This window comes from Congregibacter sp. (genome assembly GCF_047617445.1).
Taxonomy (GTDB): domain Bacteria; phylum Pseudomonadota; class Gammaproteobacteria; order Pseudomonadales; family Halieaceae; genus Congregibacter.
This window is the reverse complement of record NZ_JBLGBE010000005.1, coordinates 39,109-55,007: the sequence shown is the minus strand read 5'-3', so window position 1 is coordinate 55,007 and position 15,899 is coordinate 39,109. Positions and strand designations below refer to the sequence as shown.

13 protein-coding genes are annotated in these 15,899 nt (G+C 54.2%); 2 read left to right on the top strand and 11 right to left on the bottom strand.

Going from position 1 to position 15,899, the window contains the following annotated elements; translation table 11 throughout:
• Positions 1-3 precede the first annotated feature (3 nt).
• On the bottom strand, positions 4-993 hold the full coding sequence (locus tag ACI9KD_RS02660) for a threonine ammonia-lyase (RefSeq protein ID WP_414979601.1): 990 nt from the start codon (positions 991-993) through the stop codon (positions 4-6).
• A gap of 201 nt (positions 994-1,194) precedes the next feature.
• Between ACI9KD_RS02660 and ACI9KD_RS02655 the strand changes: the two genes are divergently transcribed.
• Entirely contained in the window at positions 1,195-1,542 is a 348-nt protein-coding gene (locus tag ACI9KD_RS02655) for an ArsC/Spx/MgsR family protein (protein WP_414979600.1), read from the top strand.
• A 22-nt stretch (positions 1,543-1,564) separates the two neighbouring features.
• Here ACI9KD_RS02655 and pgl read toward each other — a convergent pair whose 3' ends face one another.
• From pgl to hexR, 7 genes are read right to left on the bottom strand one after another with little or no spacing between them, the layout of a single operon-like run.
• Positions 1,565-2,263, bottom strand: coding sequence for a 6-phosphogluconolactonase (gene pgl / locus ACI9KD_RS02650; protein ID WP_414979599.1), 699 nt, complete (start codon positions 2,261-2,263; stop codon positions 1,565-1,567).
• Positions 2,256-3,737, bottom strand: a complete 1,482-nt coding sequence (gene zwf / locus ACI9KD_RS02645) for a glucose-6-phosphate dehydrogenase (protein WP_414979598.1) — start codon at positions 3,735-3,737, stop codon at positions 2,256-2,258. Before zwf ends, pgl begins: the two co-directional genes overlap by 8 nt.
• On the bottom strand, positions 3,734-4,378 hold the full coding sequence (locus ACI9KD_RS02640) for a bifunctional 4-hydroxy-2-oxoglutarate aldolase/2-dehydro-3-deoxy-phosphogluconate aldolase (RefSeq protein ID WP_414979597.1): 645 nt from the start codon (positions 4,376-4,378) through the stop codon (positions 3,734-3,736). The genes zwf and ACI9KD_RS02640 overlap by 4 nt, the downstream gene beginning before the upstream one ends.
• The gene (glk, locus tag ACI9KD_RS02635; RefSeq protein ID WP_414979596.1) at positions 4,378-5,355 is read right to left on the bottom strand and encodes a glucokinase; all 978 of its coding nucleotides are present in this window, start codon (positions 5,353-5,355) and stop codon (positions 4,378-4,380) included. The genes ACI9KD_RS02640 and glk overlap by 1 nt, the downstream gene beginning before the upstream one ends.
• Positions 5,356-5,357: 2 nt before the next feature.
• A complete protein-coding gene (gene edd / locus ACI9KD_RS02630) occupies positions 5,358-7,184 on the bottom strand; it encodes a phosphogluconate dehydratase (RefSeq protein WP_414979595.1) in 1,827 nt (608 codons plus the stop codon).
• Positions 7,185-7,213: 29 nt separating this feature from the next.
• The gene (ppc, locus tag ACI9KD_RS02625; RefSeq protein ID WP_414979594.1) at positions 7,214-9,871 is read right to left on the bottom strand and encodes a phosphoenolpyruvate carboxylase; all 2,658 of its coding nucleotides are present in this window, start codon (positions 9,869-9,871) and stop codon (positions 7,214-7,216) included.
• Positions 9,868-10,752: a transcriptional regulator HexR gene (hexR, locus tag ACI9KD_RS02620; protein ID WP_414979593.1), complete on the bottom strand. Its 885-nt coding sequence runs from the start codon at positions 10,750-10,752 to the stop codon at positions 9,868-9,870. Before hexR ends, ppc begins: the two co-directional genes overlap by 4 nt.
• 136 nt (positions 10,753-10,888) lie before the next feature.
• On the opposite strand from hexR, the gene gap reads away from it, so the two are divergent.
• On the top strand, positions 10,889-11,917 hold the full coding sequence (gap, locus tag ACI9KD_RS02615; RefSeq protein WP_414979592.1) for a type I glyceraldehyde-3-phosphate dehydrogenase: 1,029 nt from the start codon (positions 10,889-10,891) through the stop codon (positions 11,915-11,917).
• Between the two features lie 71 nt (positions 11,918-11,988).
• Here gap and ACI9KD_RS02610 read toward each other — a convergent pair whose 3' ends face one another.
• The 3 genes from ACI9KD_RS02610 to ACI9KD_RS02600 all read right to left on the bottom strand — a co-directional run bounded on the left by ACI9KD_RS02610 (position 11,989) and on the right by ACI9KD_RS02600 (position 15,552).
• Positions 11,989-12,777, bottom strand: coding sequence for a LytR/AlgR family response regulator transcription factor (locus ACI9KD_RS02610; RefSeq protein ID WP_414979591.1), 789 nt, complete (start codon positions 12,775-12,777; stop codon positions 11,989-11,991).
• A 2-nt stretch (positions 12,778-12,779) separates the two neighbouring features.
• Positions 12,780-13,910, bottom strand: coding sequence for a sensor histidine kinase (locus tag ACI9KD_RS02605; protein WP_414979590.1), 1,131 nt, complete (start codon positions 13,908-13,910; stop codon positions 12,780-12,782).
• A gap of 265 nt (positions 13,911-14,175) precedes the next feature.
• Positions 14,176-15,552: an MFS transporter gene (locus ACI9KD_RS02600; RefSeq protein WP_414979589.1), complete on the bottom strand. Its 1,377-nt coding sequence runs from the start codon at positions 15,550-15,552 to the stop codon at positions 14,176-14,178.
• Between the last annotated feature and the right edge of the window lie 347 nt (positions 15,553-15,899).

Genomic DNA, 15,899 nt, shown 5'->3' with positions numbered 1-15,899 from the left:
CATCTAGCTGCCCTTGGTGAGAATGTCTGAGAATACTCGAGGATCCACATTACCACCACTGAGTATCACAGCGACGGAGCTGTATCGTTCGTCGAGCTTACCCGATAAAAGTGCAGCCAGGGCTACCGCTCCGCCCGGCTCAACTACCAACTTTAACACCCGAAACGCATAACGCATGGCGGCTTCTACCTCTGACTCAGACACCACAAGCCCACCCGTTAACAAGCGTTGATTGATAGGAAAAGTTAGGGCCCCCGGCGTGGGCGACAACAGTGCGTCACAAATAGACGGGCGGGATGTATCTGCGACTTCACGCTCACCGGACACTAGCGACCGCGCATGATCATCGTAGTGCTGCGGCTCCACACAAAAGATTGCGGTCTCAGGACTCAGGGCCTCTGCGACTAGCGCGCAGCCCGCGGTGAGTCCGCCACCGCCACAGCAAATCAACAAAGCATCCAGAGGCTCCGACAGCGCGGCGGCATCCCGGAATATCTCCAGGCCCGCGGTACCCTGCCCCGCGATGATGTCCAGGTCATCGTAGGACGGAACGATCACGCCACCGTCCCGCTCCGCTAAGGCATAGCTGATTGCCTCTCGATCCTCACGGTAGCGATCATAGGTAATCACCTGCGCCCCTAGCGCCCGGGTGTTCTCCAGCTTGATGGCCGGCGCATCTTCCGGCATCACTATTCGCGCCGGCACCCCCTCAAGCTTTGCCGCCGCGGCCACGCCCTGGGCATGGTTCCCAGAAGACCAAGCGATCACACCGGCTTTACGCTCAGCGGGCGTCAGTTTTGCAATACGATTGTAGGCCCCGCGAAACTTAAAACTCCCACTGACTTGCAAGGTTTCGGGCTTCAGAAAGACGCGTCTTCCGGTCTGTTCATCAAGGAAACGGTTTTGCAATAATGGCGTGCGTGTTGCGCAAGGCGCGATACGCTGCGCCGCGGCCTCGATATCAGCAAAAGAAGGTTTATCCACTATGTGCATGTCAGGACCTTGCTAAACAGGAAGCTTATCCTAAACCCTCTTCATTCCAACTACGAAGCCTTTATCAACGCTCAGGCGACGCCAGTTACTACAGCTCTTTTTCCTCTCCTAAAAAAGGGGCCTCCGAAGTACGATGAGCACTTCCTATCGGGATTTCCCTGACCGATAATTCTTCGCACATTTCAACAAGACGGTTCAAACATGCCTTATACACTGATTCATCACACCGGCTGCGGCTCCTCAAAGAAAGGGCTCGCCCTGCTTCAGGAGAACGGCGTCGAACCTGAGGTGCATAAATACATGAACAAAAGCGACATGCTTAGCGAAGACGAACTGCGTGATATCGCCCGAAAGATGGGCAATGTCAGTCCTCGAGTTTTTCTGCGTGAAAAAGATGCGCTAAAGCTGGGCCTCTCAGATACAGCCTCGGACAATGAGGTGTTTACCGCCATGGCCTGCGATCCACGGCTTATCCAGCGTCCCATTGGTATCAACGGCCAAAAGGCCGTGCTCGGTAGGCCAAACGAGCTTCTGCTGGACATTATCTGATGGTTTAGGCCTCAGGGCGCAGCTAAGGCGCCCAATAAACTTCTGCGAGAGGTGACTGGCTGGCAATCACCGCCGCTATGGGCAGGTTCTCGGGGTCTTGTTCAGCGCGGGCCTTATCCCAAATAGCTCTCTTATCATCTCCCACCAGGTGCACCAGCAAATGCCGTGTATCGAATATTCTCGGCAAAGTCATACTCATCCGAGCATGGGGTGCCACGGGAGGGTCGACGGCAATGAGCGTGTTCCCGCTGCGCAGATCAAGCCCCGGCTTTAGCGTTTCGCTATCGGGAAAGAGCGATGCAAAATGCCCATCGCCGCCCATACCAAGAATCATTACATCAACAGTCCCTAGATCGGCCAAACTCTCGCTAACAGCGGCTACCGCTTCCCGGGGATGAGCGTCTTCGGTCACCAGAGGAACAAAGTTTGCTGCACTGGCAGGACCCTGGAGCATATTCTCTTGCACCAGACGATCGTTGCTATCTTCATGGGAGGGTGGCACCCAGCGATCATCGGCCAAGGTGATCGTCAGCTTGGACCAGTCAATCGTTTTGTCTGCCATGGCCTGAAAAAAACCTTTGGGCGTGCTGCCACCCGACACCACCAGACTCGCTTTACCGCGACGCTCAATGGCCTGTTGCAGCACTGCCGTAACGTCCTCCGCCATTTTTTCGTCCAGGGCAGCGCGGCTTTCAAACTCCAAAAAATACTTATCAGACATGCCAGCTTCTTCCGTCTTTTTCAATCAAGAGTTCGCCTTTTGTAGGCCCCCAGGAACCTGCCTGATAAGGCTGCAGCGTCGGTGCGCGTTTTTGCCAGGCATCGATCAACGCATCACACCAACGCCAGGACTCTTCGATTTCCTCTCGGCCCACAAATAGCGATTGGTCAGCATTTATTGCATCAAGCAAGAGTCGCTCGTAGGCATCAGGAATCCTGTCCAGTTCAGAGGATCCCAGAAAATCCAGATTCAGATTTTTAGTCACCAAACCCATTTTGTTACGCAGGCTATGCTGCTTGGAGACCATCTGCATTTCGATGCCTTCGTTGGGCTGCAAGCGAATAACCAGACGGTTGGGCACGTCTTCACTACCCGCACCGGCAAATATATTGTGTGGCAAGGCCTTGTAGGTAATTACGATCTCAGTGAGTTTTTCGGGCATGCGCTTACCGGTGCGCATATAAAACGGCACCCCGGCCCAGCGCCAGTTATCGATAAATGCCTTGAGCGCTACGTAGGTCTCAGTCTGGCTATCCTGCGCCGGGCAATCCTCTTCCTCGAGATAACCGGGCACCGACTCTCCGCGCAGCCATCCAGCGGCGTACTGCCCTCGGACCGCGTGATCCTGCACGTTGCTTTCATCGATAGGGCGCAGGGCGCGAACGATTTTTACTTTTTCGTCACGTATGCCTTCGGCCGTCATGGAGTTTGGCGGCTCCATGGCCACCAGGCACAAAAGCTGCATCATGTGGTTTTGCACCATATCGCGAAGCTGTCCCACGCCGTCGTAATAGGACCACCTGCCTTCAATACCGATGGGCTCAGCGACAGTGATTTGCACGTGATCCACGCAGCCCTGATCCCATTGCGTGTTGATAAAACGATTACCAAAGCGCATCACCAGCAAATTCTGAACGGTCTCTTTCCCGAGATAATGGTCTACGCGATAAATCGCTTCCTCGGAAAAATGCTCGCCCACCGTATCGTTCACTGCCTTGCAACTCTCGAGGTCGTGGCCAATAGGTTTTTCAAGAAGCAATCGTCGGTCGCCGTGCAAACAACCTGCGGCTCCTAAGTGCTCGCAAATAGGGTCAAACAGCGACGGCGGCGTTGCGAGATAAAACAAAGCCGGACGCTCCTCTGCCAGCACCCCGCTCAGAGCACCAAAGTCATCGGCACTACTGAAATCAATGCGGTGATAAACGAAGCGGGACGCATAACTCTTCCATTGCTCCTCTGACCAACGACTATCATCGACATATTTGCGCACACGAACCTTGATGTCGTTGAGAAACGTCTCTAGCGAAATATCCTCCCGCGCGAGAGCATGAATCCGCACGCCCGCGGGTAACAACTCACAGTTATCCAGGTGATAAAGCGCAGGAAAAAGCTTGCGCGCAGACAAGTCTCCGCGAGCGCCAAAGATCAAAAGATCCATACCCGCCTCAATTGCTTCTACCGTAGTGTCATTCATGACTTAGCCCTAAAAGCCAATACATGGTCCACCGCCTCACGGGCGAGCCGGGTAATCGCATTCCAATCCTGTGCTGCAAGCAGTCCACTGGGGGTCAGCCAGGAACCGCCGACGGTCAGCACTGACGTCAATGCCAGATAATCATCGATGTTGTGCAGACCAATCCCGCCTGTGGGACAAAAATCCACGTTGGGGAAAGGGCCAGCAAAAGCCTTCAGGGCCGCTGCGCCCCCAGAAGCTTCGGCAGGGAAAAACTTTAAACAATCAATGCCGTAATCCAAGGCGCGCATCAGCTCACTCACCGTAGCAACCCCGGGAATAAGAGGCACGCTGGAGCCTACCGCCGCATCGAGGATGCCCTGGGTTAGACCAGGCGTCACGACGAAGCGGCTACCAGCCTCTACGGCTGCCTCAAAGTCGCGCGCATTGACGACCGTTCCCGCTCCCACAATCGCATCGGGCACAGCCTCACTGATAGCGCGGATAGCAGGCAGGCCTGCAGGCGTCCGCAAGGTGACTTCTAGTACGGGGATACCACCGGCCACAAGTGCTCTTGCCAAGGGGATCGCGTGATCCAAATCCTCAATTGCCAGTACTGGCACCACAGGTGCCTGAGAAAGAATGCCTCTAGAATCGCTCATTATTGATGCCTACTCTGCAGAGATTGAAGTGCGCCAAACAAACCCGGATTCTGTCGGGTCACAACGCGCGTCGGTATGTCATCGAGGTAATCGCGAAAACGCCCTTTGGCAAGAAAACGTTCACGAAAATCACTCTGGCGGACAAAATCTAAAATACGCGGCACAATTCCTCCGGCGATATACACGCCCCCGAGCGCGCCGTAGGTCAACGCAAGATTACCTGCCACACTGCCTAGCACGCGACAAAAAACCGCCAGAGCCTCGACCGCCACGGGATCTTCCGCAGCCAGGGCTGCCGCACTGATGTCTGCCGGCGTGGCATGACGATGCTCTGCGCCGTGCATTTGCGACAGTGCCCAGTAGATGTTCTGCAAACCAGCGCCGGAGAGCACGCGCTCCGCCGACACTCGCCGATAACGGGTCAGGAGCAGACGAATGATCTCGATTTCCTCATCACCCACGGGAGCGAAATCGACGTGTCCGCCTTCGCCAGCCATCACATTCAGCTGTGTTGCACTGGGCAGCACACCACAGACGCCAAGACCCGTGCCCGGTCCTAGCACCCCAATGACCTTATCGGGTCTGGGCTCGCCACCACCGATTTGCTCCCAATCATTTTCGGAAAACCTCGCGGCAGCGTGACCGATCGCCTCAAAGTCGTTGATTACCTGGAGACTGGGAATATCCAAACTGAATGCCAGGTCTTTGCGGTCGATCACCCAGTCGCGATTAGTAAAGGTGACGACATCGCGATCTGTCGGACAAGCGACCGCGAGACAGCCATCGATGGGGCGTTCATCCCAATCACCCGAGGATTCGATCGTGGAAAGATACAACTGCAGCGCAGAGCTAAAGGTTGGATGATCTACAACAGACACCGTCAGTAAGTCGCTGATCTCCCCGGTGCTCACATCACCGAGTGCAAAGCGCGCGTTGGTGCCGCCGATATCAGCCAGCAAATGCCAGGGCTTAGCCACTGCTAGAATGTCTCATCAAAGATCACACTGGCACCCGCCTCTGGCGTAGTTACCACTTTTCTAAACATACTGAACAACTCGCGACCCACGCCTTCTTCACTGTCAGTGGGCGTCTTTGCAGGCGTGCGCTCAGCAAGCGCGGCGTCACTGATATCGCAGCTCAAAGTCCCGGTATCGGCGTCCAGCGTAAGCATGTCACCATTCTGTAAACGCGCTAGGGCACCACCCATCGCTGCTTCAGGAGTAACGTGAATCGCGGCCGGCACTTTGCCCGATGCACCAGACATGCGGCCATCGGTAACCAATGCAATAGAAAAACCCTTGTCCTGGAGAGACCCTAGCAACGGAGTCAGCTTGTGTAGTTCCGGCATGCCATTGGCTCTCGGGCCCTGAAATCGAACCACGACCACACAATCACGATTCAACTCACCAGCGGCAAACTTTCCGGCTAGAGCGTCCTGACTATCGATCACTACTGCAGGACCCACCACTTTACGGTGCTCCGGTTTTACCGCCGACACTTTGATCACTGCGCGTCCGAGGTTACCTGTCAGTAGGCGCAAACCACCCTCACTAGAAAACGGCTTTTCCACTGTACCCAATACGTCTGTATCCAGACTTTTATCCGCGGCGGGGCGCCAGGCCAGCTTATCGCCCTCCAAGTAGGGTTCCTGCGTGTAATCCTCAAAGTTGCTCCCCCAGACTGTGTTTGCATCGCCGTGCATCAATCCGGCGTCCAGAAGCTCCCGAAACATAAATCCCGTGCCTCCTGCCGCGTGGAAGTGATTGATGTCCGCCTGCCCGTTGGGATAAACGCGCGCCAACAAAGGCACGACCCCGGAGAGCTCAGAAAAGTCATCCCAGTTGATGACCAAGCCAGCAGCGCGCGCCATGGCGACTAAATGGATCGTGTGATTAGTGGAGCCACCGGACGCCAATAGCGCGACGATGGCATTAACAAAAGATCGCGCATCGATTACTTCGGCTAGCGGGCGAGCATCCCGTCCCTGTGCCGTTATTCGAGTAATAAGTTCTGAGGCCTCGCGAGTGAGTTCTTCGCGCAAAGGGGTACCGGGATTCACAAATGAACCACCGGGAAGCTGAAGCCCCATCGCCTCCATCACCATCTGATTGCTATTGGCAGTCCCGTAAAACGTGCAGGTCCCCGCGCTGTGATACGACGCAGATTCTGCAACCAGCAATTCCTCACGACCGACCTTGCCCTCTGCAAACAACTGGCGGACTCGCGCTTTTTCGGGATTCGGAAGACCGGAAGGCATTGGGCCTGCAGGAATGAACAACGCGGGCAGATGGCCGAAACGCAGAATACCTATTACCAACCCGGGAACGATCTTGTCGCAGATACCAAGGCATACAATACCGTCAAACATATGGTGTGACAGAGCGATACCGGCTGCCTGAGCGATGTTATCGCGACTGAAAAGCGACAGCTCCATACCAACCTGGCCCTGAGTGACACCATCACACATAGCCGGCACACCACCTGCAACCTGAGCCGTACTACCGACGGCGCGCACATAGGATTTAATCTTGTCAGGATACTCAGCATAAGGCTGATGCGCAGACAACATATCGTTAAACGCCGTGACAATACCGATATTCGACGACTCCATGAGCCGGATGCTGTCTTTGTCATCATCCCCACAAGCGGCGAAGCCGTGCGCAAGATTCCCACAAGACAACTGGCCGCGCTGAGGCCGAAGATCCCGGCTGCGCTCCATAAGATCTAGATAGCTCTGTCGCGGACCGCGACTACGATTTTCGATCTGCTCAGTGACTTTCGCTACCGTGCTGTGTAGTTGAATCATATTTTTTCTCCCTTGAACCGACCCTCGGGTCAGCCCGTGTTACGCATGCCGGCGGCGACGCCTGCAATGCTAATCATGATGGCCTGTCGAGTATCGTCGTCAGCGTCTCGACGCAGACGCGCCAAAAGCTCTGCCTGCAACACATTCAAAGGTCCCGTGTAGATGTTTCGCAACTCTAGCGATTCCCGCGTCCAGTCAAGGTGTTCGAGCAAGCTCTCCTGTCCCAGCACCTTAAGCACGGTCACGACATCATTATCTAACTGACCGCGCAACTGCTCACCAATACCCAGTAAATCCGGATTTACCAACTTGCTGTCGTAGTGTGCAGACAGTCGGGAATCCGTTTTGCTATAAACCATTTCTAACATCGACATTCGCGTGGCAAAGAACGGCCAATCGCGAAACATTTCTGAGATTACGCCGTCGCCATGATCAGTCAATTCCTTGGTCAAGGCGGCACCCGCTCCCAACCATGAGGGCAACATGAGCCGGTTCTGAGTCCAGGAAAATATCCAGGGTATGGCTCTTAGGGACTCAATGCCTCCATCCTTTTTTCGACTGGTAGGCCGCGAGGCCAGTGGCAGTGCTCCCAACTCCCCCTCGGGAGTTGCCTGGCGGAAGTAAGTCAGAAAACGCGGGTCGTCGCGAACAACTGCGCGATAGGCATCGCAGGAGTCCGCAGCAAGGCGATCCATGGTGTGACGCCAGTCGGCTTTAGGCGTGGGTGGATGCGCGGTGCGCGCCTCCAGAATCGCACTCGTATACAAGGCAAGGGTTTTGACCGCGAGACCCGTCATACCCAGCTTGGTGCGAATCATCTCACCTTGCTCAGTTACCCGTAGACCGCACTCCAGGGACCCTGGAGGCTGGGATAACAGAGCATCGTGGGCCGGCGCGCCGCCGCGGCCAATGGTGCCGCCCCGGCCATGGAATAGTTGCAAACGAACGCCTGCCACAGCACACACTTCTAACAAGGCTTCCTGAGCACGATACTGGGCCCAAGCGGCCGCGAGTATTCCCGCATCCTTAGCCGAGTCCGAATACCCAATCATCACCATTTGTTGCTCAGGCAAACGACCCAGAGCACCTTCAACGGCCAAGAGGTCTGTGATGACTTGTGGCGCACGATCCAGGTCGTCCAAGGTCTCAAACAACGGCGCGATGGGTAAGGTCTCCCCGCCTCCGGCGGCTTTGAGCAGTAGTCGAACCGCCATCACATCCGAGGCTTGGCGAGCCATAGAAATAATGTAACAAGCTAACGCACCGGGCGGCTGCTCTACGACTACGGAGCAACAATCCAGAACTTCCTGAGTCTCATCACACGGCGACCAGTGCTGCGGAATCAGGGGACGACGACTGGCAAGTTCCTGCTGTATCCAATCCCGGCGTTTTTCTTCATCCCAGTCGACGTAGCTTCCAAGCCCGAGAAACTCAGTGATCTCTGAAAGAGCAGCACTGTGGCGATCCGAGTGCTGTCGAACATCCAGACGCACGAGGTTGATGCCGAAGCAACGCAACTGTCTCAACAAATCAAGGAGCGTGCCATCGGCGATACGCTCCATACCGCAATCACAAAGCGATTGGTAACAAAGCATTAGTGGCTCTAATAGCGCGTCAACGTCCCGAATGAGGTTTTCCTCAATGGCCGGCCGGCCGTCCAATAGCGCTTCCAACGCAGATAACCAGCTGCGAAGCTGACCGCGCAACTCCTTCAAAACTCGGCGATAGGGCTCCCGGGTACCGCCTACTCGTTCGCGCAAAGCTTCGTTGCAGTCGATCATAGACAGCTCTTGTACGAGTTGATCCACGGTCTTTAGGTACAGAGCCGCCGCCTGCCAACGTCCCAGCAGGAGCACTTCTCGAGTCACTTTAGCGGTCACAAAGGGATTCCCGTCGCGATCACCACCCATCCATGATGAGAACTGAACCGGCGCCGCATCCAGAGGCAGGCGTTGCCCCGTGGCGGCCAGCAGAGCATCGTCCAGCCTCCGCAAGAAGTCAGGTACCGCTTGCCAGAGGGAGTTCTCAACCACCGCATATCCCCAGCGAGCTTCATCCACGGGACTGGGTCTATTTTCACGAAACTCGTGCGTGTGCCACAGCTGTGCTATGAGCTCCCGCAGGCGTCGATCCATACGACTGCGTTCATAATTCGTCAAGCTAGGTGACTCAAGCTGCCCCAAACAACGTTGAATTTCTTCGTACTTGTGAATTAGCGAACGCCGGGTGATCTCCGTGGGATGGGCCGTGAGTACAAGTTCAATACTGAGATCAGACACTGAGTTAACAATTGCCTCCTGATCCAGCCCCTCCTCTCCCAGCAGATCCATCGCTCTTGAGAGCGTTCGACTCGCCGAGTTCACCGCATCCATTTCCCGGGACAAACCGTGATGCTGCTCTGCAATGTTTGCAAGGTTCAAAAACTGCGCAAAAGCACGGGCCACCAACCCTAGCTGCGCCGTCTCAAGCCCACCGAGCAGTGATTCCAGCTGTTCCCAACTGGCATCGTCTCCCATACTGCCGGATTTTGATAAAAGCCGAATACGCTCCACGCTGGCAAGGAAGTCCTCACCGTGACTCTGGGCCATGGTCTCGCCGAGCATACTACCCAGCAAGCTCACATTGCTTCTCAGGCTACGGTACTCCTGACCACTGTTGTCCTTAGACGCTGATAGATCAGAACTCATGTGCTGTGCTTACCTCCGGGTAAGGGTGCAAAACGGGTTGCGCGAAGACTTTCTTTAATCGCACGTAAATGCGGTTGCAATGCCTCTCCTCGACGAAGAGACACACCGGCCGCCAAAACATCGAGTACTGCAAGGTGCGCAAGGCGTGAGGTCATCGGCATGTAAGCATCCGTATCCTCGGACACCTCAAGCTCGATAGCGAGGCTACTGGCCTTTGACAGTGGCGACCCTGATGCGGTAAGCGCAACAACGTGGGCGCCTCGGGCCGTCGCCAGATTCGCAATATCCACCAGGTCTCTGGTACGGCCCGTATGTGAGATCATAAAAAACAGATCTTCTTTTCGAGCCACCGCAGCGTGCATGCGCTGCATTAACACGTCGGCATGAGCGCTCACGGGTAAAGCGAAGCGGAAAAAGTGATGTTCTGCGTCCTGCGCGACTGCGCTGGAAACACCAAGACCAAAGAAGAAAATGTGCTGCGCAGCGAGAAGTCTATCGATCACTGAATCCACTAACGCTGGCGGCAGCTGATCTCCCAGCGCCCGGAGGGACAATACGGCGCTATCCAATATTTTTGCTGTGTAAGTGCTGGTTTGATCATCCGGCGCAATAGACGAACTGACATAGGGCAGCCCGAGTACCAGTGATTGCGCGAGGCGCAGCTTGAACTCAGGGTACCCCCGGGGCTCAAACTTCCGACAAAAGCGATTCACCGTAGGCTCGCTGACTTCTGCCAACTCCGCTAAGGCCGCAATACTTAGACGCGTCGCCGCCCGAGGATCGTCCAAAACAGCATCAACAATACGACGCTCTGACTTTGTCAGGCGTCGCGAAGCACTGCCTATCTCGTGTAGCAAATTGCTGTCTTGCGTCTCGGTCATGTCGCAAACACGCTTTTTTGATTAGGCGTAATTCTACCTAAAATTTTATAAAAACTACACTTTTTATCAATTTTGATCTGTTATGCACTCTCTTAATGTACTTTTATAGTCAAAATAACGCTCAGGAGGCGATCACATGCTGCGCATAGCTATCAATGGATACGGAAGAATCGGTCGAAATATTCTCAGAGCACTGGTTGAGCGGGAAGAAGAGCTTGCCGGCAAAATCGACATCGTCGCAATCAATGACCTTGGCGACAGTGCGATCAACGCCCACCTAACACAATACGACTCGGTTCATGGTCGCTTCCCGGTACCCGTAGAAATCGACGGTGACTATTTGAACGTCGGCAAACATCGCATTCGCGTGTTCAGTGAACGCGACCCCGAGCAGCTCCCCTGGCAGGCGCTGAATATCGATATCGTCTGTGAATGCACCGGTGTCTTTACCAGCCGTGACAAAGCCGCCAAGCACCTCACTGCGGGTGCGCGTAAAGTTCTGGTGTCCGCGCCCGTCAGTGACGCTGACGCCACCGTCGTTTACGGGATCAACGAACACTCTCTGCGAGGCGACGAGCGCATCATCTCCAATGCGTCTTGTACCACCAACTGCCTGGCACCCATGGTCAAGCCATTGCACGAGACGCTGGGTATTTTGAAGGGGCATGTGACCACGATCCACGCCTACACCAACGATCAACAGCTGTCGGACGTTTATCACAGTGACCTTTACCGAGCGCGAGCGGCGACACAGTCGATGATCCCGACCAAGACGGGAGCCGCTGCGGCCATTGGACTGGTACTCCCGGAACTGAAGGGCCGCCTCGATGGAATGGCCGTACGCATTCCTACTATCAATGTGTCGCTGGTTGATCTGAGCTTTATCGCAGCACGAGACACAAGCGTGGACGAGGTCAACGCGATCATGTCGGCGGCAGCTAAGGGGCCATTGGGTAGCGTACTCCAGATCAATGAGCTCCCCCTCGTCTCTATTGACTTCAACCACTGTCCGGCCTCCTGCGTCTTTGATACCAATCACAGCAAAGTGAACGGCAATTTGGTGAAAGTCATGGCTTGGTACGACAACGAATGGGGGTTTGCCAATCGCATGCTGGACAGCTGTTCGGCACTGTTCGCCGAGGCGAAATATCTAAAAAGCGCCTAAATCCTTGCAGTCCACATGCCCATCTCTGCGCCAAGCTTAAAAACGCAGGCGACAGAGATGGCCGAGTCGGGTCAGACCAGGAGATGCTGAATGGCCGTGCGGTAATTACGACTGACTTTCAAACGAGTATCACTACCAAGATGAAGCAGGCATTCGCCTTTGGTAAGCGGCGTGATCTCTTGAATTTTATTAAGGTTCACCAGAGTCGAGCGATGAATTCGCGCAAAAGGTCCCAGAGATAGACGATCCGATAGCTGTTTCATGGTGCAGCGCAAAATGTAGGTCTCCCCTCCAGAGTGCACGCACATGTAATCTCCCGCCGCGTCCACCCACTCAATGTCGTCAAGCTCCAAGAGCTGAACAGAGTCGCCCTGCCGGACGGGTAAACGACCTACCGCGTCCGAATGGCTCTCCAGCGCCTCCTCGACAGATAGCCCCTCTATCCTCGTCTGCTGTCCCACTGTTGTAATGGCTCTCAGGAGCTTCGCCTTAGAACCATCGAGCAGACGCCCCCGTGCCCGCAGAAGTGCTTTTTGCAAGCGCGCTCCATCCACAGGCTTCAAAATGTAGTCCACCGCATTCTTGTCGAAGGCATCTACTGCGTACTGATTGAACGCAGTCACAAAGATCACCAGGGGCATGTAGTCATCAGCCTGGATAGATTTCACCACCGCAAAGCCATTAATTCCCGGCATCTCAATATCAAGCAACACTAGATCAGGACGATGACTACGTATCGCCGCGATCGCTTCCCGGCCACTAGAAGCCGCGCCCACCACATCTATTTCCGGGCTACCCGCGAGGAATTCCAAGAGAAGATCTCGTGCCAGGGGTTCATCATCAACAACTAAAACTCGCATAATTAGTTCATCGCCTCGGAATGTCCCAGTGGTATACGAACAGCCGCCCGGACACCTCCCTCCGCTGTTCGATGTAGCTCAAAGGAATAATCATCTGCATAGCAAGCCTCCAAGCGTTGCCGAATATTACTCAGCCCCACCCCAGATGTGCCTGCATCACCACGCGCGCTCACATCCGCTCCTGAATCAGTAACATCAACGTTGAGATGCGTCGCATCACAATAAGCCTCGATCATCAGCGTTCCACCTTTCTCTGACTGCGCAATTGCGTACTTAATCGCATTTTCGACTAGGGGTTGAAGCAGCATACTCGGCAGCAGTTCATCGCGGGCCTCTTCAGTAGCATTCATCTCGACCCTGAGGCGCTCACCAAATCGTGCTTGTTCAATCAATAGATACCGATTGACGGCTGCCAGTTCATCCTTTACCGAGACAAATTGCTTAGAGTCCGAATACAAGGAGTAACGCAGAAAATCACTCAGAGCGTTGATCATTTCTGTGGCTCGTTCATTTCGCTTTGTCGCCACAAGACTCTGGATAGCGTTCATGGTGTTAAACAAAAAATGCGGCTTCAGTTGATAGCGCAGCATTTCGAGCTGCGCTTCTCTAGCCGATGCTTCGGCACGCGCAGCTCGCGCGGTTTCAAAATTTCTAGCCGACTCCATTCGCAGCAAGGCATCGTGCTCCTCCCCCGCGAGTCGATAGTATTTAAAACCGTGATATAGCGCCGTCCAGCACATAAAAATAAAAATTGACGGGAAAAACCACCCTCCAAAATCAGACCAAATCCCCGTCTCGTTTGTCATCCATTGAAAAAAAGCCAGACGCAGAAGCGCCCATAGACCTGCGAAAACCACCACGGCAATTGAAATGTAAATAATCCTGAGGACAAGTGAGGCGTCCCATACGCGCCGGTAAACATAGCGCAGCGGCCACGACACGATTACACCCAGTAGTGACTGTAAAATGTTATGTCCCACATAAGCAGCTTCGGGTTGGTCGTACCAAAGGTTGAGACTGAAATAACTCACAATAGATAGCCCAGTCCAGCCGGCCAGCTGAAACACCCAAAATCGCGCAATGCGCTCTTCGCTAAGATATTTGGATAAACCGCTTTGGACGCGCTGGTTCACCCGGGCAAACCAACAACTTGACGTCTGCCGCACAGCAACGACCAAGCTGCCTCAACCCCAGGGTCTGTCACGGTGGCGTACGAGAGGTGCATTGTCTTAGGATCTGAGGGCATAAGTCCATTCTGGCCGCATACACGATACAAACAAAGAGGCCAGAGTCTAGGTCTAAACCCTGACCTCTATTCAAGAGTGACTGTTCAGGCCTACAGCAACATGACCCGAACGAAACAGCTCGACTACGGCACCGCCAGGGCTCTAAGAGCAGTTAGCCCTCGGCAGTCTTCGCATGACGCAGCGCCAGAGCCTCTTCCATTTCTACGATGGTTTCATGATCTATGCGGTAGAAGAAAATGAACATCGCTCCCAGGACCGCCAGTGCGGCAGGGAGAATGCTAAACATCAGCCGAATCCCCATCATTGAGGTCTCCGACTGCGCTTCATTCGCCACAAAACCAAAAGCGCCCAAGACTATACCCAGCAATCCCGCACCGACCGCAAGCCCCATCTTCTGGGCAAATTGCACCGTGGAGAAAACCAAAGCGGTAATTCGCCGCCCACTTTTCCACTCGCCGTAATCCGCGCAATCGGCATACATTGACCAGACCAGCGCAGGTGTTGGGCCAATAAGAAACGAGCCAATACAGTTAACCAGAACCATGAGCCAGTACTGCTCCGGCGGAATATAAAAAAACGCGGCCATTGTTACGGCATTGAGTAAGGTCAGTGCAATCATCAGTGCACGTTTTTCAAAATGCACCGCCAGGTATCGCGTCAGCAAAATGCCACCAATCATCGACAGAAGACCCAGAGACAAAAAGACGGCCGTCTTGTCGAAGATGAGGAACAGTGGAACGCCATCATCACCCACGTAATACTTGAAGTAGTACAGGAGCGAACCATTACGCACGGCGATATTCATGAGCGTAACAATCGCTGATGCGAACAACACAGCCCAAGGACCATTCGATAACAGCGTTTTGATATCCAAACGCACATTCGACTTAGTGACTTGGGGCACGACACGCTCTTTGGTTGTGGCAAAGGTTACCCAGAACAGCGCAACAGACAGCACGGCAAAGATGATCATAGTGAGACGAAAACCTTCCGCCTCATCTCCTCCACCTAGCAAATTCTTAAGCGGCCCTACAAAGGTAGCTATCAGCCAGCCAGCGGCGAATGCACAGATAAACCGATAACCCGCGACCTTTGTTCGCTCGATCGATGACGGAGAAATAACACCCATCAACGCCGAGTACGGAACGTTAACGACCGTATACGCGAGCATCATCGCCGTGTAGGTCACATAGGCGTAAATCAACTTGCCCGTCTGAGACATCTCTGGTCCAGCGAACATAAAGTATCCGCAAAGGCCATAAGGGATCGCACCCCAGAGTAAGTAGGGCCGATACTTTCCCCAGCGCGTGTTCGTCCTATCTGCAATGAGGCCCATTACTGGATCACTGACCGCATCGATGATCTTTGTTATCAAGAACATGGCGCCCACAGCCGCGGGCGGTAAGCCGAAAATATCGGTGTAGTAATACATAAGAAAAAGATTAAAGACCTGAAAGAAAAAGTTGGAGGCGGTATCACCCAACCCGTAGCCCAACTTCTCTCTGAACGAGAGTTCTTCGGTATGCATAGACAGCCTTTTCTTTAGAGTTCTTATTAAGTCGCTGAGTCAGCAACAGCGGCACTTGAAACAGTCGCTTATGTTCTTGATCTTATGTAGCTTCGCAAACGGTACAACAACCATGCGCCCAACGGGACTCTGATCGGGACAGAACGGACGCCAACCCTCCAAAGCTCACCATGCGCACGGCATACTTAGACATATAAGAATCAAATAATCAAAGAGAGCGTCGCACTGTCCGTTCTGGCGCAATCCAGACCCGCTTGGACCGAAAATTGTTGTGCTGAAAGATAGCAGCTATATCTTCATCGCCGCGGTATCAGCGATGGCAAACAACGCAGAAACGGCAAGCATAC